Annotated in this window: 20 protein-coding genes and 3 pseudogenes; 9 read left to right on the top strand and 14 right to left on the bottom strand. The window is 60.2% G+C overall.

The annotated features are described in order from the left end of the window. Window positions 1–151 precede the first annotated feature (151 nt). A complete protein-coding gene (locus NHG85_RS02320) occupies window positions 152–886 on the bottom strand; it encodes an alpha/beta fold hydrolase (protein ID WP_256500056.1) in 735 nt (244 codons plus the stop codon). Window positions 887–1,383: 497 nt separating this feature from the next. On the opposite strand from NHG85_RS02320, the gene NHG85_RS02315 reads away from it, so the two are divergent. Together NHG85_RS02315 and NHG85_RS02310 are read left to right on the top strand one after the other, a co-directional pair. Further along, a complete protein-coding gene (locus tag NHG85_RS02315) occupies window positions 1,384–2,205 on the top strand; it encodes an alpha/beta fold hydrolase (RefSeq protein WP_253329433.1) in 822 nt (273 codons plus the stop codon). Between the two features lie 174 nt (window positions 2,206–2,379). Next, entirely contained in the window at window positions 2,380–3,504 is a 1,125-nt protein-coding gene (locus tag NHG85_RS02310) for a DUF7282 domain-containing protein (RefSeq protein ID WP_253329431.1), read from the top strand. 122 nt (window positions 3,505–3,626) lie between these two features. Here the strand turns inward: NHG85_RS02310 and NHG85_RS02305 are convergent, their stop codons facing one another. Then, a complete protein-coding gene (locus NHG85_RS02305; RefSeq protein ID WP_253329429.1) occupies window positions 3,627–5,051 on the bottom strand; it encodes an alpha/beta hydrolase in 1,425 nt (474 codons plus the stop codon). A gap of 12 nt (window positions 5,052–5,063) precedes the next feature. Then, window positions 5,064–7,595 carry a PAS domain-containing protein gene (locus NHG85_RS02300; RefSeq protein ID WP_253329427.1) on the bottom strand — a complete coding sequence of 844 codons (2,532 nt, stop codon included), beginning with the start codon at window positions 7,593–7,595 and terminating at the stop codon, window positions 5,064–5,066. A 157-nt stretch (window positions 7,596–7,752) separates the two neighbouring features. Between NHG85_RS02300 and NHG85_RS02295 the strand changes: the two genes are divergently transcribed. The 4 genes from NHG85_RS02295 (at window position 7,753) to NHG85_RS02280 (ending at window position 11,530) form a co-directional block, all read left to right on the top strand. Then, on the top strand, window positions 7,753–9,396 hold the full coding sequence (locus tag NHG85_RS02295; protein WP_370362957.1) for a sensor histidine kinase: 1,644 nt from the start codon (window positions 7,753–7,755) through the stop codon (window positions 9,394–9,396). Beyond that, window positions 9,393–9,767, top strand: a complete 375-nt coding sequence (locus NHG85_RS02290) for a response regulator (RefSeq protein ID WP_253329423.1) — start codon at window positions 9,393–9,395, stop codon at window positions 9,765–9,767. Before NHG85_RS02295 ends, NHG85_RS02290 begins: the two co-directional genes overlap by 4 nt. Before the next feature lie 551 nt (window positions 9,768–10,318). Further along, a complete protein-coding gene (locus NHG85_RS02285; protein WP_253329421.1) occupies window positions 10,319–10,624 on the top strand; it encodes a hypothetical protein in 306 nt (101 codons plus the stop codon). 222 nt (window positions 10,625–10,846) lie between these two features. Then, the gene (locus NHG85_RS02280; RefSeq protein ID WP_253329419.1) at window positions 10,847–11,530 is read left to right on the top strand and encodes a nucleotide-binding protein; all 684 of its coding nucleotides are present in this window, start codon (window positions 10,847–10,849) and stop codon (window positions 11,528–11,530) included. Between the two features lie 358 nt (window positions 11,531–11,888). On the opposite strand, the gene NHG85_RS02275 is transcribed toward NHG85_RS02280, so the two are convergent. From NHG85_RS02275 to NHG85_RS02250, 6 genes and pseudogenes are all read right to left on the bottom strand, one after another. After that, window positions 11,889–12,164, bottom strand: a complete 276-nt coding sequence (locus NHG85_RS02275) for a hypothetical protein (protein WP_253329417.1) — start codon at window positions 12,162–12,164, stop codon at window positions 11,889–11,891. Between the two features lie 17 nt (window positions 12,165–12,181). Continuing rightward, window positions 12,182–13,198, bottom strand: coding sequence for a replication initiator protein A (locus tag NHG85_RS02270; protein WP_253329415.1), 1,017 nt, complete (start codon window positions 13,196–13,198; stop codon window positions 12,182–12,184). 476 nt (window positions 13,199–13,674) lie between these two features. Beyond that, window positions 13,675–14,676, bottom strand: a pseudogene (locus NHG85_RS02265) (IS30 family transposase). Window positions 14,677–14,740: 64 nt separating this feature from the next. Beyond that, window positions 14,741–15,256: pseudogene (locus NHG85_RS02260) on the bottom strand (IS30 family transposase); the annotation flags it as partial. A gap of 165 nt (window positions 15,257–15,421) precedes the next feature. Beyond that, a complete protein-coding gene (locus tag NHG85_RS02255) occupies window positions 15,422–15,706 on the bottom strand; it encodes a hypothetical protein (protein ID WP_253329413.1) in 285 nt (94 codons plus the stop codon). Window positions 15,707–15,772: 66 nt separating this feature from the next. After that, the gene (locus NHG85_RS02250) at window positions 15,773–15,967 is read right to left on the bottom strand and encodes a hypothetical protein (protein WP_253329411.1); all 195 of its coding nucleotides are present in this window, start codon (window positions 15,965–15,967) and stop codon (window positions 15,773–15,775) included. Window positions 15,968–16,234: 267 nt separating this feature from the next. Here NHG85_RS02250 and NHG85_RS02245 point away from each other — a divergent pair, with 267 nt between their 5' ends. Continuing rightward, window positions 16,235–16,705 (top strand): hypothetical protein, encoded by a 471-nt coding sequence (locus NHG85_RS02245; RefSeq protein ID WP_253329409.1) that lies wholly within the window; start codon window positions 16,235–16,237, stop codon window positions 16,703–16,705. 248 nt (window positions 16,706–16,953) lie between these two features. Here NHG85_RS02245 and NHG85_RS02240 read toward each other — a convergent pair whose 3' ends face one another. From NHG85_RS02240 to NHG85_RS02230, 3 genes are all read right to left on the bottom strand, one after another. After that, entirely contained in the window at window positions 16,954–17,451 is a 498-nt protein-coding gene (locus NHG85_RS02240; protein WP_253329407.1) for a hypothetical protein, read from the bottom strand. Continuing rightward, a complete protein-coding gene (locus NHG85_RS02235; protein ID WP_253329405.1) occupies window positions 17,444–17,806 on the bottom strand; it encodes a hypothetical protein in 363 nt (120 codons plus the stop codon). The genes NHG85_RS02240 and NHG85_RS02235 overlap by 8 nt, the downstream gene beginning before the upstream one ends. A 246-nt stretch (window positions 17,807–18,052) precedes the next feature. Then, window positions 18,053–18,613 (bottom strand): hypothetical protein, encoded by a 561-nt coding sequence (locus tag NHG85_RS02230; protein WP_253329403.1) that lies wholly within the window; start codon window positions 18,611–18,613, stop codon window positions 18,053–18,055. 279 nt (window positions 18,614–18,892) lie between these two features. Between NHG85_RS02230 and NHG85_RS02225 the strand changes: the two genes are divergently transcribed. Then, complete coding sequence (locus NHG85_RS02225; protein WP_253329402.1) at window positions 18,893–19,894, top strand: hypothetical protein; 1,002 nt, start codon at window positions 18,893–18,895, stop codon at window positions 19,892–19,894. 209 nt (window positions 19,895–20,103) lie between these two features. After that, a complete protein-coding gene (locus NHG85_RS02220) occupies window positions 20,104–20,562 on the top strand; it encodes a hypothetical protein (protein WP_253329401.1) in 459 nt (152 codons plus the stop codon). Window positions 20,563–20,865: 303 nt separating this feature from the next. Here the strand turns inward: NHG85_RS02220 and NHG85_RS02215 are convergent. Then, window positions 20,866–21,920: pseudogene (locus tag NHG85_RS02215) on the bottom strand (D-alanine--D-alanine ligase family protein). A gap of 40 nt (window positions 21,921–21,960) precedes the next feature. Further along, window positions 21,961–23,127, bottom strand: coding sequence for an MFS transporter (locus tag NHG85_RS02210; protein ID WP_253329400.1), 1,167 nt, complete (start codon window positions 23,125–23,127; stop codon window positions 21,961–21,963). Window positions 23,128–23,197 lie beyond the last annotated feature (70 nt).

Here is a 23,197-nt window from a genome sequence, read left to right as displayed (position 1 = left end):
GGCAAAGGGGCTTTCTGTCTCTTCAGCCCTCTGGCTGGTTCCTCGGGCGAGAGTTGTAAAGAGATAGATAGCTGCCGCTGCGTTATTGGCGTCGTTCTCCAAGTCGGGGCTGGCAAGCACGCCGGGCGATGACTTCAAACTTATCCGTACCTCATTCCTCGACGGTCTTCAGAATGACCTCTGCGGCCTCCGTCGGGCGGTCCCATTGCGGGAAGTGGCCGCATCGCTCGAACCAATGTAGCTGGGCGGTAGGGAAGACTGCTTGAGCACGTTCCGCTTGCCTGGGCAGCAGGAGGCGGTCTTTACGACCCCATCCAATCGTCACGCGGCCCGGAGGTGTGGCCGTCCCCTCCTGCAACGGACCGTTCGCCAACTCGCGCAGCATCGCGTCGAATACTTCGGTCCCGGCTATGGCCGTCAGCTCTTTCTGGACCAACTGAGGATCGAGGGTGCCGGGTCTCGCCGACAGTTGCATCAGAAGTGCCGTCCGCGCGGCCCTGTTCTGCGACAATGCCGGAATGCGCGAGCGCAAGCGGCGTACCAGCCGAACCGAGGCGGACAGTGTGTAGCGGAACCAAGCCGTTTCCCAGCCCCGCCAGAAACCGCCCGGATCATAGGCGACCGTGTGGCCGCCGACGCCCCGCCGCGACAATTCCAAAACCAAGCGTGCGCCGACGGAACTGCCGACTGTGTCAACTCCTGTAAGCCCATTCAGGTCGATGAACTGCTCGAGCACGTCCGCATAGGCCGCTATTGTCTGGCGCCCCAAAAGCGCCGGAGATTTTCCGTGCCCCGGCAGATCGATCAGCACGATCTCGCGCGCATGGGATAGCATCGGGACGATGCTGTCCCATGACCGGACACTTCCCCCGAGCCCGTGAACCATAAGCAAGGGTCGTCCCGCACCATGACGTTCGCAATTCAATTCCATGCTGCAACAACGGCCAGAACTTCCTTTAGTTTCACTGTCAGCTGTCAGGACATTGCATCGGCGTCGCATTCCGTCGGACGACTCCGTGTAGCTCCCTCGAATCTGCGACGGCTTTGTGGGCACCGCTCGCTCTTGTGACAGGTGCGGCGAACGACCGCTTCCCGCTTGTCTTCGACGGATGCTGCGATTGTCACCGATGTCGCGGAAGGGCTCGGAGCGGACCTCCTCGACACCGCAGGATGTGCCAAAACTCAACCATTTCTGTCACCGGTGATAACGGCCGTTTCTGGCAAGAGGTCCCTTGTCTGCCGAAGATAATATCGCTCATCGGAAGGCCGATAAACAATCTACCCACTGGAGCATACAAGCTACTCAGGGAGGCATCAGGAACGAGGTTGTGCAGTGTTGGTTGGTCTTCAGAGCGATGTAGATTTACGAAGAGGGACCACGTCATGCAAAGCCACACCGCCGACGTTGATGGAATCGACATGCGTTGGGAGGAAACCGGATCAGGGGAGCCTGTCATCCTGCTTCACGGTATTCCCACCGGCCCGGCCCTCTGGCGTGATGTCGTGCCGCTCATCGAAGGCTGTCGCGTCCTTGCTTGGGAGATGCCTGGCTATGGTGCTTCAATCCCCGAAGGAAAGGGCCGCGACATCTCTGTTGCCAAGCAGGCCGACTACCTCGTTGCCTGGATGCGCAGTCAGAAGATCGAACGCGCGATCCTCGCAGCACACGACCTTGGTGGCGGCGTCGCACAGATCGTGGCCGTGCGGCATCCGGAGATGGTCAGCGGCCTCCTTCTGACCAATGCGATTAGCTATGATTCTTGGCCGGTGCCGCTCGTGAGCGCGGTCGCGAAGACGGGCTCCATCGCGAAGCACGCTCCCGACGGCTCCTTTCACCAGCTCCTGAAGATGATGTTTTCGAAAGGCCACGAGACCAATGCGGCTGCCGAGGCTGCGTTCGATGCGCATGCGTCGCATTACAACCGTCACGGTGAGGCAGAGGCATTCGTGCGGCAGGCGCAATCACTGAATGTCGAAGATACCAAGGCCATCGCGAGCCAACTACCGACGCTCAATATCCCCGCCCGGATCGTCTGGGGGGCTGCGGACGAGTTCCAGAAGGTTGAGTATGGCGAGCGGCTCGCCAAGGATTTCGGCGCGCCGCTGCGGCGGATCGACGGAGGGCTGCATTTCACACCCGAGGATCATCCGCGGATTCTTGCCGAAGAGATCAACGCGCTGATTTCAACCGTCGACGCTCGATAACGTCAAGTTGGACTGTGGCCTTTAGCTTGAAGAATTCAGGCGAATTTACCGGGCTTGGTCGTATCCCATTGCGCGCCAAGGAACACGCTTCATCTGCATGGTAGGATTCGACCAAATTCGTATTTTCCTCAGCCTCCTGATTTCTGACATCTGCGCGAGAACTTCGAACAATTCATGCCCGGATACGTTGTTCGGTTCGACTTCGACATTATCAGGAGAAGCGAAATGAAACTACAATACCTGACTTCCACTGCGGTCGCAGCACTCGTGTCGACGTTCGGTGGGCCAGCGGCAGCGCAAAACATGATCAACACCTCTGAAGTTACCGTGGACGGTGCGGACGTCACCTTCAGCTCGGTGATGGCTGAGGAGGACGGCTATCTGGTGATTCACACCACTCAGGACGGCGAGGTTGTCGTGCCCGAGTCGATCGGGAGCGCCGCAGTCAGCGCAGGCGAAAACAATGATGTAACTGTCACGACAGAATACCCGCTCGCCGAAGCCGAGAATTACATTGCCATGCTGCATGTCGAAAGCAATGGCAATGAAACCTATGATTTTGGCCCGGACAACACTGACGTTGATACGCCCGTCACCGTAGATGGCGAGGTGGTGACCGCGAGCTTCGGTGGAAGTGGCTCCACGACGGAAGTTGACGCTGCCGAGGGCAACGAAGCCATGTCCGGAGGAGACAGCTCGGAACAATCTGCCTCTGCGGAAATGACTTCTGGTGAGATGGATGCCGAGGGGATCGGTTCCGGCCAGATGGCGGGCGATATGACCATGGCCGATCTCGAGACTCATATCGCACAATGGCCGCAGGCCTCGAAAAAGGCCGCCATGGAGATGTGGGACAAGTATGGCGCGCCAGCCGAGATGACCGACACCCTCTTGATCTGGCGTGACAATGGGCCGTTCGTGCGCACCTATGTCTATGGATATGAAATCGACCATAACTGGCCGGCGCCGCACAAGGACGTGTTGCAGCAGTTCATACACTACGATGTGCCGACCGATGTGTTCGACGAGCTCGCAATGTTCGACGGCAGCATTATTGCGGAGCGCACCAAGGGCGAGATTTCGGCCCGCTGCCACTCCGAGTTTGCCAATTTGATCGCGCTCAACCTTGGTAACGATGTGATTACCGGCGAAAAGTCAGTCGACGAAGCTCGGGCTGCCTATGAGGAAGCCGTTCGACAGCATATGGCAGGCAATAGTCCTGAAATTGCCCAGCGGCTGACTTTTGAACCGGCCGGAGAAGATATCACCAACGCCGAAGAAGCCGTGATTCAGCAGTAAATGCATTCTTGGCGAGAATAAAGGCGGGAAGCATTCTTGCTGCCCGCCTTTCTTGTGGACACTCGTCAAAAAAATGGGCGAGGTTCCAAGCCTCGCCCATTGTCACGATCGAAGGCCGGCCATCAGTTTCCGGTCGTCGTTGCGTCCTCGTCTGCGGGATCGGCGGTGCCATCGGTCCCCGTGTTCGTATCGCCTTCTGTCTGCATGGCCGCAGGCGCGTCGGTCGCCATGGCATCCGTCTCCGAGCCCTCCCCAGATTCCATTCCCGCATCGGTCGTGGCGCCGGCATCCATGTCGCTCTCGCTCCCAAAGGCCTCGCGCAGATTGGCGACAGCCATGTCCACGGCCTCCTGTGCCTGCGGCACGACCGTGCCCATGCCGAAGAACTCGTGGGTGACGCCGTCATAGGTCATCTGCTCGACCTCAACGCCCGCTTCCGCAAGGCGCTCGGCCATGATCTCGCCCTCGCTCTGGAGCGGGTCGATCTCGGCATTGACGATGGTCACCGGCGGCAGGCCTTGCAGGTCGTCGCGAGAGATCAGGTCGATGCGCGGATCGGAAGCCTGGGAGGGATCTTCAAAGACTTTGTCGAAGAACCACTCCATGCCATCGCGCGACAGCGGCATGGCGTCCGCATAGGCTTCGTAAGAGGGCAGCTGCATATCATCGCTGGCGATCGGGTAGACCGAGAGCACATGGTCGGGCTGGATCAGCTCGGCATCACGGGCATGGATCGCCACGTTCAGCGCAAGGTTGCCGCCCGCGCTCTCGCCCGCGATAGCAAGCCGCTCGGCATCGGCGTTGAAGGCGCCCGAGTTTTCAACAATCCACTCATAGGCCGCGCTGGCGTCCTCGTGCTGCGTCGGGAAGATCGCGCCTGGAGCCTGTCGATACGTGGCGGAGACCACCACTGCATTTGCGCTGGCAGCAAGGGCACGGGCCGAAGCATCGTAGACATCGATGCCGGCGATCACCCAGCCGCCGCCGTGGTAGTAGACGATCAGCGGGAACGGTCCCTCACCCTCGGCGGGGGTGTAGACGCGCGCATCGATCTCACTGCCATCGGCGCCGGGATAGGTGATGTCGCGCGTCGCGATCCCAGCCAGATCCTCGGGCATCTCGATGCCCCGCTCTTCCATCAGCGCCATGACGGCATCGGCAGGAGTGGGCTGGCTGCGCGCTTCCTCGACCGACAGTTCCGAGATCGGTTGAGCCCCCAGATCGGCGAGCTTGTCGAGCACCGCCTGCATGTCTTCGTTTGGGCTGGCCGGTGGATCGGCCACGGCACCGGCATCGGCGGTGACATTGGCTTGCACTTCGACACGGGTGTCAGGGGCCGACGCAGTGTCGGTTGCAGTGCTCGTTTCAGACGACGAGGAGTCGTCCGTTGCGGTTTCCTGCGCTGACAGTGTGGCAGGAGAAACAGAAAGAGCCGCCGCAAGCGCAGCGCTCGCCGTAGTGGTTTTCAGTAGAGCGTGCATGAGTGATCCTCTCGCAGACTTGGTGAATGGTTCACCAACCGCGAGGCACAGGATCAGTTCAGCCACCCACTGTTCACGTTACAGTTGATCCGATAGGGTTTGTGGCAACAGGCACGTATCCGAACAGGTGAAACGCCAACGGAAACCTTTGGGTGGATAGGCGAGTTCCACCTCCCCCGAGAACGCCCCCTTCACGAGCCGGTCGAGCACGATGTTGCCGAAGCCCTTGCGGGTGGGGGGCTCGACCGGCGGCCCGCCCCGCTCGGTCCAGCATACGGTTAGCCGTCTGTCTCCATGCTCCGCGCCGGAGACGTTCCAGATGATGTCGACGTGACCGTTTTCCTGCGAGAGCGCGCCATACTTGCCGGCATTCGTGGCCAGTTCGTGGAACGCCATGCCAAGCGTCTGCGCGGCTTCGGCGGTGATCGCCGTCTTCGGTCCTTGCAGGTGGATACGTGTGCCGATTAGATCCTCGAAATGCGCCAGCTGGCCGCGCACCAGATCCCCGAGGCGAACACCGTTCCAGTCATCATTGACGAGTAGGTCGTGCGAATGCGCCAGCGCTCGCAACCGGCCCTCGAAGCGGGACAGAAACTCACCGGAATCGGTCTGCCAGATCTGCCGGGCGATCGCCTGAACCAGCGAGAGGGTGTTCTTGGCGCGGTGATTGATTTCCCGCATCAGGAATTCGGCGTGCTCCTTGGCTTTCTCGCGTTCGGTCACGTCAAAGCCGGAGACGACGATTTCCCGCACGCTTCCATCATCGTAGATGATGGGCGACAGCAACATATCGATGGTCACGCGTCCGTCGCCTGAAGTGCGTGCCACGGCGTCGTAGCGCACGACCTCGCCAGTGGCCGCCCGGGCGATGGAGGCGCGCAGCCGGTCGGCAACCTCGGGATCGTAGGACCATCCATATGTCTCCCAAGCCAACTTCCCGACGATCTCGTCACGACCGACCCCGCCCGCTTCGAGCGCCATCGCGTTCGCTTCCACGATCCGCCCCTCGAGATCGAGCAAGCCGATGAAGGCGAGCGCGTTGTCGAGCACCAGCCGCAACCGCTCGGCGCTGTCGCGGGCCTTCCGTTCCATACGATGCCGCTCGGTGACGTCAAAGTTGACACCAATCATCCGGACTGGGCGATTGCCGTCATGCCGTATGACCCGGCCTCGCCCGGCAATATGTCGGATGTCTCCGTCAGGCCGCCGAACCCGGAACATGGCATCGAAGTTTCCGCCGCTCTCAATAGAACGTTCGAGTTCTGATTTGACTGTCTCCCTGTCCTCAGGATGGATCATCTCGAAGAACAGGTTCGTCGATGCCGGCGTGGTAGGGTCGAGCCCCAAGAGTTCGTATAGCATCGAAGTCCAGATAACGTCGCCGGAGGCGAGGTCGAGATCCCACGCCCCCATGTTGGCGGCCTCATGTGAAAGATGCAGCCGCTCCTCGTTCTCGCGCAATACCGCTTCCTGAGCGGTGCGGTCGGACAGGTCGTAGAAGTAGCAGGCCACCCCGGGCCGGCCGTCCGGCAAACGGATCTGCTCCAACGCCCATGCGTAGGTTTCATCCGCACCTCGGTCCCGTCGATGCTCCTGCGCAAGCAGGTCGCGATACGTCTCGCCGGTATCGAGCGTGTTCCGGATGCGGGCGACAACATCCGACACGAAGGGCTCGGACCAGATCGAGCGCAGCAACTCACGGTAATCGCGGCCGATCAAGGCATCGATCCCACCGAACGCTTCCCTTGCTCCCGCGCTGACCTGCACAAGTCGAAAGTCTGCATCGATCACGCAGATGCCGAAGGGCGCCCCTTCGATCACCTGGCGGAAAGTTTCCGAACCCGCCGGGGTGGCGGGATGGGTCCGCTTGCTCTCGGTGATGTCGGTGATCGTGCCGCGTATGCGCCAGGCCATGCCGTTGGCCGGGTCCAGGGCACCCACGGTCTCTCCCCGGTCCCTGATCCACCGAACCTCGCCGTCCCGCTGAAAGAAGCGATACTCGATCTCGAAGGGGCCCAGCCTGCGATACGCCGAATACTGCAAACCGCGCAGGCGATCGCGGTCCTCAGGGTGAACCCGCTCTTCAGTAATTCGGTCCAGATCGAGATCCCGATCGGGCGGCAGATCGAGAATTCGAAACATCCCCTCGGACCACCAGGGCTTCGCCTGCGCCACATCATACTCGTAGAAACCGATGCCCCGCGCCGTGCCGAGGCGGGTCTCCTGTTCCATGACCTGGATCTCGCGCGCCCGGGTCACATCGACATTAAGGCCATGCAGAAATCGGGCCCGCCCATCGGCGTCGCGCTCGATGGTGCCACGGTCGTGAATGTAGCGCACATGCCCGTCGGGACGGACGATCCGGAATTCGTGCTCGTAGCTGTCTCCGGTCTCCAGAAAGCTCGATATCTCGGCCTCGATCCGTATCCGATCCTCAGGGTGCACGAGTTGCAGGAAGCCCCGCTCCGTGGAAGGCGGTCGGCGAAGGCCGTAGAGCTTTGTCAGTCCTTCGGACCAGACAAGCCGGTTCTCGAGGACATGCCACTCATAGGTTCCGCAGCCTGCAATCCGGTCGAGGACTCTGTCCATATCGGGATCTTTCTCGATCATCGCCTCTCTTGGACAACTCAAGGCTGTCAGCACACGGTCCACTTCTACCGAGCGTTATCGGAGATAACATCTCTTTTCGAGGAAGAACGGTGCAAGCCGGAATTACCGTCAGCGGTGCGGCGAATGGCGGGCAGTTCAGGCGGGCCAGGCTTCACATGTGCGGGAATGTCTACAGCCATTGAAAACGAACGGCATCGGCCTTAGTTTCACCCGCGCTTGGGGTCTACAAGGCCATGACAACCAGAACGGGCAGAGTTCATTCTTGACAACGACAGCTCATACTCCTTCGAGCCAGCTCCTGGCGGCGCTCTGCGATCGTGCGAGCGAGGCACTCTTGCTTCTCGATGCCCAGAATTGCTGCATCTTCATGAACCGGGCGGCTGAGGCGCTGACCGGCTACAGGCAAGATGAAATGCGCGGCCGGTCCCTGTGGGACGTGATCGGGCAGGATGGCGCCGATCTGTCACCTCACGATCGCTTCCCGATCGCCAGCGGGCAGCCACAGCGCGATGTCCTGATGGACAGGAGCGGTCAGGCCCACCCGATCATCTATACCGCCAGTCCGGTGCGCGAAGGCGGCGAGGTAGTGGGCACGGTGCTGGAGATGCGCCCGACAGGAGGCGATCAGGCGGCAATCGCGGCGCTGAAGGAAGAAACCCGCATGCTCGAGATCCTCAATCGAACCGGCAGCATGCTTGCCAGCAAGCTGGATCTCGAGGAGATCGTCCAGGCTGTCACGGAGGCGGCCACCGAGTTGGCGGGCGCTCAATTCGGTGCGTTCTTCTACAACGTGATCCGAGACGGCGAGGCACTCCAGCTCTATACGCTGTCCGGCGCATCTCGCGACGCTTTCGCGGCCTTTCCGCAGCCGCGGCATACGGCCGTGTTCGAACCGACTTTCGCGCAGGGTCGCGTGGTTCGTTCCCCCGATATTCGGCGCGATCCGCGCTACGGGCGCAACCCCCCGTTCCGCGGCATGCCGGAGAGCCACCTGCCCGCTTCAAGCTATCTCTCGGTGCCGGTCCTGGCGTGCAATGGGACGATCCATGGTGCGTTGATTTTCGGTCATGAGGATGTCGGCGTATTCACCGAGCGGAGCGAGCGCATCGTGACCGCGATTGCCGCGCAGGCAACCGCGGCGATCGACAATGCTGCCCTGTTCGAGGCCTCGCAGCGGGAGATCGCGGAGCGGCAAAAGGCGGAGGCGCACCAGAAACTCCTGATCCAGGAACTCAATCACCGTGTGAAGAACATGCTTGCGACTGTGCAGTCCCTCGCGCGCCGCACCCTCCGGGGGCGTGCAGAGGAAGCGGCCATGCGGTCGTTCCAGGACCGGCTGCATGCCCTGTCGCACAGCCACAGCCTGATCATGCGCCAGAACTGGCAAGCCGTCGATCTGAAGGATCTGGCCCACACCGCCTTGGCGCCATTTCTGGACGAGGCAAAGGGGGAGGCACGCGCCCGGCTCGACGGCCCGCCTGTTTGTCTTGAGCCGAAAGTCGCTCTGGCTCTGGGCATGGGATTTCACGAACTGGTCGCCAACGCAGCCCGGCATGGTGCCCTGCGCGGCGATTCCGGCTACATCGATCTGTGCTGGAGAACCATGGAAGACGGCACCTTGCATATATCCTGGACCGAAAAGGACGGTCCGCCGGTCGAAGCGTTCGGCGCGTCCGGCTTCGGTTCCTATCTGCTCCGGCATGGCCTGGCGCATGAGTTGGGGGGCGACGTGCAGATGAGAGCAGACCGCTCCGGGGTGAGTTGGGACATCTTCGTCCCAGAACCAGGGCAGCTTCAATGAACGGGGTTGCTCTGAACGGGTTGCGTGTTCTCGTGGTGGAGGACGAGATGCTCGTCTGCATGGATCTCATGGATATGCTTTCGGAGCTTGGCTGTATTGTGGTCGGCCCGGCGGCTCGAGTGGAGCAGGCCCTGGGGATCGTCGAACGGGAGCCTATCGATCTCGCCATGCTCGACATCAACCTCGGCCGCGAGACCAGCTATCCTATCGCCGAGCGGTTGGCGGCTTTGGGCATTCCCTACTTCTTCTCCACGGGCTACTCGCTGGTCGAATCCGCTTTCGAGAACAAGCCCCGCTTGCAAAAACCCTTCTCCGAGCGCCAGCTCTCGTCCGTGTTGATGTCCCTCGGCGGGAGCATTCATTCCTCGTGATCCCTGGCCCCGGATCGCCTTCTAAGGCAGGCAATCTGAACGCTGGAAACGGTATGCGCCTGGCACGCCTGCGACGGGCCCTCCGAGTTCGGCGGTCGAGGGCATGACAAGGCCCCGGGCGGATGAAGGAAGCCTGTGTCTGTCCCGGCGCGCGTCTGGCATCAGAGTGACCGGGCGGCCTTGCTCCGCACCCTTTTCACAGCTGCTCCCAGTCGTATCCGATAAGCTGACTTATCGGACATGAGCATGATACGCCCACCGGCATGCCGGACACGCCCGAAATCCCCGCCCCGATCGCCCTGCCTACCCACGTCGCCGGCTCGTCGACTCGGCGCGGGGCTATGCCGATCACGCCATCGCCGAGAACACCCGTCGGGCCTAAGCGCGCGACTGGGCCGGTTTCGCGCGCTGGTGCCGATTAAAGGGCGCAGACCCCCTGCCCTACCCGTCCGCACTCAATATCATCAGCGGCTGCTTCGGCAACTTTTGTTTCTGTTTCGTTCTTGCGGAAACGGGTTAATATTTCTTCTCAGAACAGAGGGAGACTGACGATGTCGATGCACAACCCGCCAATACCGCTGCTGCAACTCATACTGTATAACCCATCGGCCCTGCCACTTTATGACCCCGCAGAGAACGGACCCGAAATCCCACCCTGGGTCCGGCAGCTCCTCAAATCTCATGCTATGGGGCAGGTGCCTGTCGTGCTGTTCTCTGACACTGAGAAGGAGAGAGGTCGATACACTTTCTGTGCTGATGTCGAGGGGTTCTACCTCGCTTGGAGATATGATGGCGAACAGGTCTATACTGTCGTGAGCGTGTGGTGCGACTTCGCAGGTGATGATCTCGAGGCATAGCAACGCCTGACCGAGAACGATTGATAAGGTATGATAAGGTTAGATAAGATTTTATTTGATAAGGTCAGTTATGATACTATATGATAAGGTGTGACATCATAAGGTGTAGTAACATACGTGACCTCACCGCATCACATCAGGCCTTATGTTTTGATGATGTGTGGTGCGATGCGATCAGGCGAGGTTTGGTGAGGCAACTCACCAAGAGAAACGAGGACGAGCATGCCAGTGATCTCATTTGCGTCGATAAAGGGAGGGGTAGGTAAGAGCACCCTCGCAGTCTTGGTTGGCAGTTATCTCGCCGAGAAGTCCAGCGTCATCATCATCGACGCTGACCAGGAGCCGAGGATTCTCGAGTGGTTTGAAGCCGAGGGCGACAAGCCAGCGGGACTGTCGGTGAGGCGATCAGATGGTGAAGCAAACATCCAGGATGAGATCGAGCGGGCAGCATCTGAGGCTGCGTTCGTCCTCGTCGATCTCGAGGGCGTCGCGAGCCGGATGGCAACGTTTGCCATGACCGAGTCTGACCTCGTGGTCGTGCCTGCTCAAGAGCGATACCTGGACATCCAAGATGCCATGAAGACCATTGCGGAAGTAGGGCGTGTTTCTCGGCAGTTGCGTCGAGAGGTGCCCGCAGTCGTTTGCCTGACCCGGACTCGTGAGGTTGGTCGCGGCACGGACGCTCGTGAGAATGCCGATGAACTCCGCAGTAACAAGGGCGTCCGCGTCATGGACTGCGAGCTACTCGAGCGCGACGCAGTAGGTGCTGTTTGGTCTCACGCTACATCCCTTGGTCGTCTGACAGACCCCAGAGGCGGTCGCGATCGAGCACGCGAGAACGTGGCGGCTCTGGTGGCCGAGCTGCTTGAAATACTTCGATCCAATAGGGCAGGGGAGGCAGCTTAATGGCAAGACGGGGATTCAGTATGGAAGCACCAGAATCCGCTACGGATGAGGCAAAGGTTTCCGATCGCGTCGAGAGGGCTGAGGCGGACAGCCTCGAGGACTTTCGGCCTCGACCTCCGCGTCAAGCTCCTAAGCCAGAACCTGTCAGGAAGCGAGCGCCGGAGAAGCATACAGAGGGCGGCTGGCCGTCGCGTGAGGCCAAAGTGGAAGCTGAGAAGGAGAAAACCGTCCAGCTCCATATTCATGGCCCTCAAAGTGTAGCTGACCGTTTCAATGCTATGTGCAAAGAAGATCGCAGGAGCCGGTGGGCGATGCTTGAAATCCTCATGGACAAGGCAGAGGGCAAGCGATAACTTTCTTAGCCCACAACCGCCTCCGTTTCGAATCCGCCCGCGGTGATCTGACCTCTATCTTCTTCGCTGCCGCTCAGCGTATCCAAGAGTCCGACCTGCCGCCCGCCGTCACTGAAGTCGGCATGACAGCCATTTTTGGCGAAATGGATCAGTTGCGTCAACTTTTTGACCATGTTGTTGAGGAAAGGCAGGGCGCCGATGATGAGGGCGTTCTTGGTGACTTGGCAGGCGTTGAGCAGATGCGCACCGAGCTCGCTGACATCATTGCGGCAAGGAACCATGCTTCAGCCTTACTGAATCACGGCTTACCGCGCTTTTCGAACCACTTTCGACAGAATCCCAAGAATGCCATCTCCGGGTTCTTGGGAGCCTCTGTCGCCCAGTCACGCCACTCCCGCTCGATCATTCTGATGTCCCAACCAGGCGCCACCTGTCGTGCCATCTCGTAAATTTCCGGGTCGAGAGTAGGGATGGAGATGGTTTCGATAAACTCAGATGGCACGGTGCCGCGCGAACGGAATGTGACCATCTCGTCATCGACACTAAGCGAATAGTCCGGGAGATGATCCTGCTCTGCGATATCACGAAGCAAGTATCTAAACTGCTTCAACGGCGACCGAGACCCTGACTTTTTTAAGAGCAGCTCATCATTACATCGCCACTCTTTTTGAGCACCGCAATGCTTTCTCGCAAGCTCATAGATTCTGCGCTCGAGTGGTTTCTTGAGACGAAAGTAATCACGGTGCAGAGTTAGAACTTCGTGCTTCTGAATAGCATTAAAGACCCAGTCTGAAAGCGTTAGTTCGACCCATAGTAATCTACCATCAAGACCGAATTTTCGACGAACAGACGAGCTTTCGATAAGTCCAAAAGTATCTATTTGCTCCTCATCGCCTGTGCGAATATTTGTTGTAATCATTGTACCCCGAAGCCTTTCGAGGCTTTGTATTAGAGCAGTATAGTCTTTCCCCCCAGTGCCGCGGTTCGTAAAGCGTAAAAAATCTCGGGAGTTAATCCGGACTCGTTTACCTACTTTGTTACCAGCATTCAACTCTGACATTATCTGGCTGATTGCATAGATAAGGATGTCTTTATCGTAGATCGTTGCCAAGCCCTTCACGGAGGGCGTTATTTCGATCCACAATCCATTATGCTCATACCTTCGGACACTGGTATCTGGTTTCTTCGAGAGGGAGTAGAACGGATGCTCCATCTCTTGCATGAAGTCCTTGAGAACCGCATCACCCACGTCGCAGATGAACAGATCCTTTTCGGGGTAGCGTTCAGGAGAAAGATTCGGGGTTTCTGTGACCATGCCCTACAGTTCGGGGAATCTGTGACCGAAGTCAAGGATTCGGGGAATCTATGACCCATGACCACATGTTCGGGGTTTCTGTGACCGAAACATGAGTTCGGGGTTTCTGTGACCGATGTCTGGGAAACAGTGACGAATGTTCGGGGTATCTGTGACCGGAACTTATATTTTGTACTGATACTACAGTAACTTACGGATCATTCTGTGAGCCTTAACACACTATTTAACACATACTAACACTCAGCACCCTGTGGATAACTCATGACAGCGGCTCGAAGCGACCGTGACCCTGTGCAAGAAAGATGACCTCACCGTCGCAATCGATAGGACGACAGCGCACGAAAAGGCCGGAAAGGGTGAAGTCGGGACCGAAGTATGCTAAGAGCATCTGGGGACTGACTTTCAAGCAGATGCTACATTTTCGACGGTGAGCGATACTTGGACCGCGACTCCGCGATGGGTTCAGGGTAGGGCGCTCACGTCCTCTTCTCCAGCATCTTGGCCCGGAACACCTCGGCGGGTGTCCTCCATCCGAGGCATTTGCGCGGCGTCGCGTTCAGGCGGTCGCAGATCTCGCGGATGTCGTTGTCGGAGAGTTGGCCGATGTCGCGTTCCCGGGGCAGCCAGCGGCGGGCACGGCGGTTGGTGTTCTCGACCGTGCCCTTCTGCCATGGCGCGGAGGGGTCGCAGAACCAGCTGCTCGTGCCAATCTCGGCCTGGAGATGCGGCTACGAGACGAACTCGGTACCTCGATCGAAGGTGATCGATCTGCGCGCCGGCTGGGGCAGGGCACGGATCGCGGCGATGACCTTGTCCATGACGGGTCGGGTCCGCTTGTCAGCGTTCTTCAGCAGCACGGTGAAGCGACTGACGCGCTCGACGAGCGAGGTCACGTTGGCGGAGCCGAACCGCTGCCTAAACAGCATCAGATCGGCCTCCCATTGACCGAACTGAGAGCGCTGCGCCACGGCTTCGGGTCGAAACAGGATGCTGACATCGCGATGGAATTTCGGCGCACGGCGCTTGCGGGCGCATCTCGGGCGGCGGGCCCTGCGATGGGTCGGCAGATACCACCAGAGCTCTTCGCGCAGGCCTTCCTTGGCGTAGATGTAGCGATAGATGGTTTCCTGGCAGACCCGCAGCGGCGCGCGCTCCATGCGCATCCGGCCGGCAATCTGTTCCGGGGTCCAGCCGTCCTTGATCCGCTCGACGATCTGATCACGCAGCTGCGGATGCCGGATCAGCTTGCGCTGGCGGGCGCGGCGATCGCTGGTTCTCAGCTGAGCGGCCATGGCGAAGTAGCCCACGACCTTCGGCATGCAGGGATCCTGGAAATGGTTGCGCCTGAGCTCGCGGAAAATGGTCGAGCGGTGACGCTGCAATACCCGCGCCATCTCGTTCACAGACACTTTGGCATGGCGCCAGCGTTCGATCTTGCGCCGATCTTCGAGCGTTAACTGGGCGTAAACACGTCCCATACTGGAAAACTCCTGCTTGATAGGGCATTGTTTTCAAACAAGAGTCGCAGTTGGAAGTAGCGCGCGCCACTGCCTCGGGCCGGAACAGGATGCTGACATCACGGTGGAATTTCGGCGGACGCCGCTTGCGGGCGCGTCTCGGACGCCGGGCCTTGCGGTGGGTCGGCAGATACCACCACAGCTCTTCGCGCAGGCCTTCCTTGCCGTAGATGTAGCGATAGATCGTTTCCTGGCAGACCCGCAGCGGCGCGCGCTCGATGCGCATCCGGCCGGCGATCTGCTCCGGCGTCCAACCATCCTTGATCCGATCGACGACCTGGTCACGTAGCTGCGGATGCCGGATCAGCTTGCGCTGGCGGGCGCGGCGATCGCTGGTTCTCAGCTGAGCGGCCATCGCAAAGTAACCCACGACCTTGGGCATGCAGGGGTCTTGGAAATGATTGCGTCGGAGCTCGCGAAAGATGGTCGAGCGGTGGCGGCGCAGCACCCGCGCCATCTCGTTCACGGATACTCTGGCATGGCGCCAGCGCTCGATCTTGCGGCGCTCCTCGAGCGTCAGCTGCGCGTAAACACGTCCCATACTGGAAAACTCCTGCTTGATAGGGCATTGTTTTCAAACAAGAGTCGCAGTTGGAAGTAGCGCGCGCCGCTACACGCAATTCATGCGTATAACCCTAATTATGTAACTCGCGGACGCTTTGGATTTTTTGTTTGCTCTGTCATCCCGTCAGAGCATTCGTTCGCTTCAGGCGGATTTCCGGTTGAATGTTTTCGGCAGGTCGAGAATCGCGCCGTGCGGCGAAATTTTGCATGTTCCCAGGACAATCTCTGCCTCTGCTGCTGCGAGCAGGATGCGCCAGCCAGCGTGCAGAGAAATAGGCGCCATTAAATCTGTCGCGCACCCCGGCGACACGGCAACGCGCGGCGCGTGCGGCGAGGTTGGGGTCACTGAACACCAGCGCGCCTCGTCTCCGCAATTCGGCAGAACGAAGTCTGATAACTTTGCCGCCGCGGTGACCACGGTGCGCATCTCGTCCGCATCAGGCCAGAGCACGGCCGAGGTCTCGCGCCAACAGGTGAAGGCCCGGTCGTCGTCCTATTGCTCGATCATATAGCGGCCAGGCCGACGGTCGACGACAAGAGTATGCGTCGCCATCTTGCCCAACCGCCCACCCAAGTTGAAGCTGGGAAGGCCGAACATAGGCAGCGCCGCCATTGGCAAGTTGTCGTAGTCCACCACGCCGTGGCGCTTCGGCACCGCAAAAACGCGCGGCTTTACGCCGCTCAGCAAGTGGATCGCTTTAACGTCGCTTTGTAGAGCATCACTGCCGGCAGGTCCCACCCGTCGAGCGCCGCGACGCGGGCTCCCCAAGAATTCGGTCGGAATCTGTTTTTCGTTTCAGATGAGGGACCCACCTTATTCGTGGCAACCGGCACAGTAGACCACTGGAATCGATGGCGCGGTGACTGCCCGCCAGCCGAGTCCGACCTGCCCAAGGGGAAGGCCGAATTCGCGGGGAGCCACCGCCCCGGGGACCATAGCATCGAAGGATACGAAATGACTGAACTGAAACTATTCACCGCCGCCAGGCTTACGAAGGGCCAGCGTGACGAATATGCGGCGCTGCATATCATGCCGGAGGGTCCGGATCGGGATAGCCGGATCGAAGCCTTCCGAAAGGAACTCTCGGATGCTGGCATCGAGGCATCATTGATTACTGGTGATGAGGTCGGGGCCGGTCAGTTGATCGAGCCTGTCGAAAGCACTGCCTACGACATCTTCTACAATTACGAATGGGAAGAAGATACGATTCGGGTATATGGGGAACGCCAGCTTCGGCGCGAACTATGGTCCACATTCATCGATCATGGCTATTACATGGAAGAGGCCGAAGCCCTCAGCAAAGATGATATTGATAATGGGTCAGATTTGCTCTGGGAGCTTATTGATAGGTCATACCGCGATAATCATCGCTGGATTGAATACGATGTAAATCCAGTTGATTTGGAAGAGGCGTATGCGGCCTGATGTGCTGACACTCAAGTCAAGCAGTCGACCTAAATGGCATTCGTCCACTGTGAGAAATAGTCGAGGTACCTTACCTCGGTCTTAGCTAAGCCAGCTGCGCAGCTGCTTGGCATTCCGTTCGGAATGTTAGCGGTTCCAGGCGTTTGCAATACAGCTGGTGAACGTGTTCAGTCGAAACATAACACGGTTGTTTCGATCGCTTGCTTATTTTTGACTACTTCCCTGAGGGTGGCATTCAGGTTTTAGCCCTATAATGATCGTCTATTCGATTGGCGCTGACGACTCGCAAGGCGAGGGGCTGTTTCCAGCCCGTGCTTCTTCAATACCCGAAGCTCGCTCGCGATCCGCTCCGCGCGCAGCCTGTTGCGCACGGCGCCGATTCGCCTGGCGAGGAGGTTCAACGCCGACTGCAGGGCGATCAGCGCCATCGCAGACTCGTTCGTAACGTGCTGCTCGTAGCCTCCCGAGATGGCATATTCATCAGCGATGTAATGGCTCCCCGTGCCTTGGCGGATGGCCGCATCGAGATCGGCTGCAAAGACGCGAAACGCGTCGATGTCGAGCGCCGAGAAAATTGTCGCCTGCGCTAACTCCTGGCGCAGCATCGCGGCTCGACGCTGCTGCGAGACCGAGAGGCCCTGGATCTTCTCGGCCGCGGCCAAGGCCGCTTCGGTGGCCTCCGCGGCATCGAGGGCTCGGTTGATCCGAACGATGAGGCTGTCGCAGTCATGACACCGCTCACACATGATAGGTCTCCGTCTCCTGCTGAGCCTGTGCTGCATGGAGCGCGTCCCTCAGGGCCTCGGAAAGCAGGCAGATATTTTCGACATTCGGCGAAGTTGGGTCGATCACCGCGAAGCAGGCCGCTTCGATGCGGTTCTCGTCATGCACATGCTCGAGGCGAAGCAGGTCGAGCAGGGCCTGCGCATCGCGCTCGGCCCTGCATGTCAGCCGCGCCGGCTGTCGCAGATCGTCGAGCAGGCGCTGTGCTCGCAGGAGCCATGGCCGACCCCCCAGACACCAAGCCGCGTTCTGGAGGGCGACGTCGTATTGCTGGGCGAAATGATGCAGGGCGGAGAGTGGGATGGGAGTGTCGAACATGAAGTCTTTCCTTGAGATATAGGCCCGACGGCGGTGCGCCGCAGGCGACAAGGCGGCCCTCTTCGGATGGGAGGGCCGTAAGGGATTGGCGGGGAAGCTCTGGAGGCCCTTTTACGGACAGCGTGGGCCCGTCGGATGCTGCGGGGCTCTCGCTTGGGTTAGCCCCCCGAAGGGGCCGATGATCCAAGCTACCCTTGCCGAATGGGTGGAGTATTGGACGACTGCGATCGCGTAACGGACGCGGCGCTATGCTCCGGGCTGGCGGTTGCTGCTCTCTCGATCGTCCGACCTGAGCGACAGCAGGGGACGGCTGCGGTGATGGGGGATGGGGGCCGACGTGCCAGAGGATCGCATCCGACCCCAAGGCAAGCGGCGATAAGATCCGCGCGTAACCTGCCTCTGGACAAGCGCGAGCCGCGCCGCGGCAGCCCCGGTGAGATGCCCGATGACAGCCGTGTTCAGAACGGGATGGATCTCGAAGGCTGGGTCGTCGAGCAGCACGCGCAGCCGTCGCCCGGCATCGAAGACCGTCGGCCTGCGGAGCGACGCGCAGGTCAGCTCCTCCGGGGCAGTGACCGGCACCAGAAGATGAGGCGCGCGACGCCGGCCGCTCGAAGTGCCGTAAGCGAGCGTTGCCAAGCGTTGGCCGTTCTCGACCCAAAGGCCGAGCACGAGCGTGGGACGCACCTTCGGTGGCTCGTCGCCGTCGCGCTCATGCGGGAAGCGGAAGGCGACGATGTCGCCGGCACGGAGCGTCGACCTCCAATCAGGTTGCGATGGCAGGCAGGCAAGATGGGTGGAATGCATTGGGCAGGATCCTTCAAAGAGTTCATCTCCACCCGTTCCGCTGGCTCGCGAGAGCACTGATGTCCGGTCGGGCGGCACCCCGTCGCGCCCGACTGGACATCAGTGACCTTGCGGGCCTTTCCGTCACGCCGGAAACCTGCCTCCGGCTACACCGACTTTTCATAATAATTTCGAGGCGCGCACCAACCATCTGTTTTTGTTATATTAAAAAATCAAACTGAACGTTTTTCGGTTTGGGAAAGGGACCAATCTCCCGGTCATCGATACCGGAGACACACCATGACCATCACCACCCGCCCCAGCTTCGACACCACGGCCACCACCGCCGAGTGCTGCCTGCAGCGCCTCGAGGCGATCTGCCCGCTCGACACGTTCGATACGATCATTGACCCCGCCGCAGTGCCCAGTGCTCTCTCGACCAGCCTGCGCAATCGGGTCGCACTGGATATTACTCCCCGCCCGGCCGGCCTCTGCGTTGCGGAGTTCGCGAGCTGGACGCCCAGCTGCAACTACGGTCGCGTTTTGGTAGTTGGCGCCGCGGCCTTCGGCAGGAGCGGCACCTCTGCCGTGGACTTCTTCAATGCCGCGGCCGGATATGCCCAGACCATCGCCCTCCTGCTGCCGCGCTGTGTCCGCAAGCCGAGCCAGCAGAACCGGCTCGATCCGAGGTTTCACCTGATCCACGACGAGGACATTGTCGGCCTGATCATCGGCGCGGATGGCAAGGAGCGCACCGTGCCCTGCGCCTTCCAGATCTGGCAGCGCTGCGCCACGCCGCGGCGCAAGATCATGCAGCCGAAGTCGCACCCTGACTTCGTGTTCAGCGGCCGCTCGGATGCCGACCTTGCGGTGCAGCGCGTCGGCGCCAATGCGGGCCGGATCAAGCCAGTCGCCGAGGCGGGCAGTGTCAACTCGCACTACTACCTGAAGGCCACCGACGGACGCGTGGACGAGCTGCGCGCCCACCTCGCCAAGATCGACTTCGATCTCCTGCGCCTTCAGGTGGCCGGCATTCCGTCGGTTTCCAAGGGAGATCTCGTGTCCCTCTACGAAGCCGCCTGCCTGGCCGCGGGCAAGGCTCCGGCCATTGCCGAAGATGCCCCTGCAAACCCTGCACCGGCCTCGGCCCGCACTGCCATGTTCGATCTGCCCTCTCCCGGAATGCGGCTCTTCATGCAGTTCGTCGATGGCGGGGCCGACTGGGATTTCGAGACCAAGGCGGAGGGTCCGCTTCGTCGCGACGAATTCCTGATGCGGCTCCCGGAGCCGGTCACGAACTGAGAGCGCTGTCTCCTAAGGCGCTCCGGACGGTGCTTGGAAGGCTCTTGCATTCCCTACCGCTTGGAGCGCCGTCACGGGCCACCGGAGGAGCATCTCCATGCCCCTTCGGTGGGAACGTCTGCACCCCTACCGGCCGGGATTCAAACCAAGGTCGCGAAGGCCTTCAGGGGCTCCCAAATCCTCACCACAGCCAACATGGAATGACTGACATGACAACAGACCTGGAATTTCTCGATAACTTTGGCTTCGACGTGGAGCTGCTGGAAAGCGCAGTGCGCTTCGATCCAATCTGGGAGGTATGGGAGAATTTCGGCAGCTTCCAAGACATCAAGCGATCGCCTCGTGTGGGCGAGCATGGCGTGTTCGAGATCAGCGACGCTGACGAGAACCACTCGCTTTCCTTCCTGCTGCCCTTCGACGAAACCGGAGCGCTTTGCGGACCCGGGCGGATCGCTCTGGAAAGGCGGGAGGAGGAAATCGAGAGCAAGGAGCTCGACATGGCGGTCAGCCGCAAGATTTGGGCTGAAATCGAAGACGACATCAGAGAGGCCCTGCCGGAGTTGGAATGGGAGGCCAAACCAGACGACGATGGCTTCTGTCTCGCCGATCATCGCTACTGGATGCAGAAATACGCAACCACGACCGCCTTGCCGACGGGGCGCGCCTGAATGGCAGCGTGACATGTGGCGGGTGCTCGAGCGATCTGTCACATGCTTCGGTTCAGCCGACATGTCTTGCCTGCCCCGCCCATTCCGCATGAGGGCCCTGAAACGTGGTGCCCTTTGCAAGCACGAATGGGCCGGACAGACGCGATGTCGCTATCGACTTTCTATCGCCGGCATTTTGCACTTCGAGGTTTGAGAGAACGACACCAAGGCTCGAAGCGCAACGTCCGCATCGAGCCCAATCTGACCGATGCTGCGACACACCCCAATGTCTACTTCGCTTACCTTCCGCTGAATGTGATCGCGTTATTGCCTGCGATCTTCGTTGTCGAACCGCGCCAACCCATGAGCGATCAATCTGTCGAGCAGCTCCCGTCCGTCTATCCCACTCGCAGCCATCGCTTTTGGATACATACTGGCATCCGTGAAACCTGGCATGGTGTTCAGCTCGTTCACGACCAGCTTGCCATCGGCCTTCAGGAAAAAATCCACGCGAGCCATTCCGTCGCACCCGACCGCTCGAAACGCTCGGGCGGCCATCGACCGGATCGAGGCTTCATCGTCGACGGAAAGGTCGGCAGGGATCTGCAACCCGGCCCCGTCCGGGTCGAGGTATTTCGCATCATAGGTGTAAAACCCATGCGCGGAGGACGGAAACACTTCCCCGGGCTTTGAGACGAACAGCGATCCGTCGGCATCTTCCAGGACAGCGCATTCTATCTCGCGGCCCGGGATGTATTCCTCTGCAAGCATCCGATGATCAAATTTGAACCCGTTTGTCAGCACGGCACGATATTCTTCGTCGGTCGAAACCTTTCCGACACCGACCGACGATCCTTGCATGGCAGGCTTCAAGAAGAATGGGGCGCCCAGCTTGCCCTTTACCACGTCGAAGGGGGCCGCGTCCTCCCGGCGGATCGTCATGGACTGAGCGACTGGTAATCCTGCCTCGTTCAGAAGCCGCTTTGCGATCTCCTTGTCCAGCGCATTCGCCGAACCCGGAATGCCGCATCCGATCAGTGGGACGTTTGCGGTGATGGCCGCCCCCTGTATCGAGCCATCCTCGCCCCATAGACCGTGGAGCACAGGAAAAACTGCATCGACGGGAGGCAACTCCCCGAGACGTCCATCGGCCAACAGGTTGACCAGATGCCCCCGTCCGCCTGGAATGGGAGCGACCCTTGATCCATCTGTCGATCGCGAAAGTGAACCCGCGGAATAATCGCTGAGCCTCCAAAGGCCGTCGTGCCCGATAAACACCGGCACGGCTCATACTTCTCAAGATCCATTGCGGAGAGGACGTTAACCGCGGACAGAATTGAAACCTCGTGCTCGCTCGACCGGCCACCGAACAGCACCATGATCCGCAAGCGCTTTACGTTTTCCAAGTCTGTCACTGCTTTATTCCGCACTCAAAGAAGCGACGGGCGAGATTGCCCCTCGATACAAGATCATCACGACGATCACGGTGACCGTGATCTGGACCGCTGCGAACACCAACATCGCCGACAGAAGACCAAGCATGTCCGCCAACGCGCCGCAGGCGATCACGGGGAGCGAGAACCCGAGATACGCATAGACAAACAGACCCGCCGTTGCCCGCGCCCGGTCGGCCGGCGCACGCACCGAGACTTCTGCCAGTGCAGCGAGATAGGTAAAGCCGTAGCTTGCCGCGCTGGTGATGCAGGTTCCGACGAGAACGAATGGGAGAACCTTCAACCAGACGCCGGCCAGAAGAACGAGAAAGCCGAGCGGGATCAGAACGAACCCGAGGGCGAGCGCGCGGTCGTTGGTCATGCGCCGGGCAATCGGCTGGCAAAGAAACCCCATGAAGATCGCCAGAAATATGACGAGACCCGTCCATCCCCCGAGATCGTTCGCAGCCAGCTCAAGCGGAACGACCGCGATGGTCATGCCGGTCGTGGACCAAGCCAGTGCCATCGCGGCACCGAACATCCACGTGCCGGAGGGGAAGACCGGCAGACGCATAAGGGAGACGGGCCGGCGTTTATCGATCCTGGGCAGTCCGAGAGCGATCACGGCGAGGACCGGAGCCGCGACGAACAGCGCGACGTAGCTGGCGGGCAGAAACGTCGGCCCCTGCATTCCGAGACTGATGCCGGTCGCCAGAGCACCGCCGCCAAAGCCGAGCGATGTGGCGGAGGTCACAACAAGGGCGGCGGTCTTGGCACGGCCCGCGCCGAGTATTTCCGTCATGTAGGCGGTCCCGGTAGTCGTCGCGAGGCCCGTCCCGATCCCGAGCAGAATTCGCGCCACGACGAGGCTGGTCCAGCTTGGAACCTGCACAAGAAGCGCCGTCGCAACGGTGCCGAGGATCAGCGCCAGAGCAATCGGCACCCGTCGTCCGACCCGATCCGATAGCCCGCCAAGCAGCAGCAGCGTCGGCATGAGCCCCGCGACATAGGCCGCGAACGCGACCGTCACCGACGTCGCCCTGACATCGCTTTTCGCCGCGTAGGCGTCGTAGAGCGGCGCCTGGAGGTTCACGGCGAACGTCACCGTGAAAAGGCCAAGGGCAAGCAGCGAAACCGGGAGCAGCTTGGACATGGGGCATGGATCTCGAAGGTTGACTTGAGACCGGGATGTCATGCGGGATCAGGCATGACAATTTTTATAT

The organism is Limimaricola litoreus (genome assembly GCF_024159025.1).
Lineage (GTDB): Bacteria > Pseudomonadota > Alphaproteobacteria > Rhodobacterales > Rhodobacteraceae > Limimaricola > Limimaricola litoreus.
The sequence above is the reverse complement of the archived record's forward strand: the minus strand, read 5'-3'. Positions and strand labels throughout refer to the sequence as shown.

Bases quoted from the DNA above. Each gene is read 5' to 3' on its own strand.
- NHG85_RS02315 (WP_253329433.1), top strand. From the start codon at position 1,384: ATGCAAAGCCACACCGCCGACGTTGATGGAATCGACATGCGTTGGGAG.
- NHG85_RS02225 (WP_253329402.1), top strand. From the start codon at position 18,893: ATGACCATCACCACCCGCCCCAGCTTCGACACCACGGCCACCACCGCC.
- NHG85_RS02220 (WP_253329401.1), top strand. From the start codon at position 20,104: ATGACAACAGACCTGGAATTTCTCGATAACTTTGGCTTCGACGTGGAG.
- NHG85_RS02280 (WP_253329419.1), top strand. From the start codon at position 10,847: ATGCCAGTGATCTCATTTGCGTCGATAAAGGGAGGGGTAGGTAAGAGC.
- NHG85_RS02240 (WP_253329407.1), bottom strand. From the start codon at position 17,451: ATGTGTGAGCGGTGTCATGACTGCGACAGCCTCATCGTTCGGATCAAC.
- NHG85_RS02230 (WP_253329403.1), bottom strand. From the start codon at position 18,613: ATGCATTCCACCCATCTTGCCTGCCTGCCATCGCAACCTGATTGGAGG.
- NHG85_RS02210 (WP_253329400.1), bottom strand. From the start codon at position 23,127: ATGTCCAAGCTGCTCCCGGTTTCGCTGCTTGCCCTTGGCCTTTTCACG.
- NHG85_RS02320 (WP_256500056.1), bottom strand. From the start codon at position 886: ATGGTTCACGGGCTCGGGGGAAGTGTCCGGTCATGGGACAGCATCGTC.
- NHG85_RS02245 (WP_253329409.1), top strand. From the start codon at position 16,235: ATGACTGAACTGAAACTATTCACCGCCGCCAGGCTTACGAAGGGCCAG.
- NHG85_RS02310 (WP_253329431.1), top strand. From the start codon at position 2,380: ATGCCCGGATACGTTGTTCGGTTCGACTTCGACATTATCAGGAGAAGC.
- NHG85_RS02270 (WP_253329415.1), bottom strand. From the start codon at position 13,198: ATGGTCACAGAAACCCCGAATCTTTCTCCTGAACGCTACCCCGAAAAG.
- NHG85_RS02285 (WP_253329421.1), top strand. From the start codon at position 10,319: ATGTCGATGCACAACCCGCCAATACCGCTGCTGCAACTCATACTGTAT.
- NHG85_RS02275 (WP_253329417.1), bottom strand. From the start codon at position 12,164: ATGGTTCCTTGCCGCAATGATGTCAGCGAGCTCGGTGCGCATCTGCTC.
- NHG85_RS02290 (WP_253329423.1), top strand. From the start codon at position 9,393: ATGAACGGGGTTGCTCTGAACGGGTTGCGTGTTCTCGTGGTGGAGGAC.
- NHG85_RS02300 (WP_253329427.1), bottom strand. From the start codon at position 7,595: ATGATCGAGAAAGATCCCGATATGGACAGAGTCCTCGACCGGATTGCA.
- NHG85_RS02235 (WP_253329405.1), bottom strand. From the start codon at position 17,806: ATGTTCGACACTCCCATCCCACTCTCCGCCCTGCATCATTTCGCCCAG.
- NHG85_RS02255 (WP_253329413.1), bottom strand. From the start codon at position 15,706: ATGCGCACCGTGGTCACCGCGGCGGCAAAGTTATCAGACTTCGTTCTG.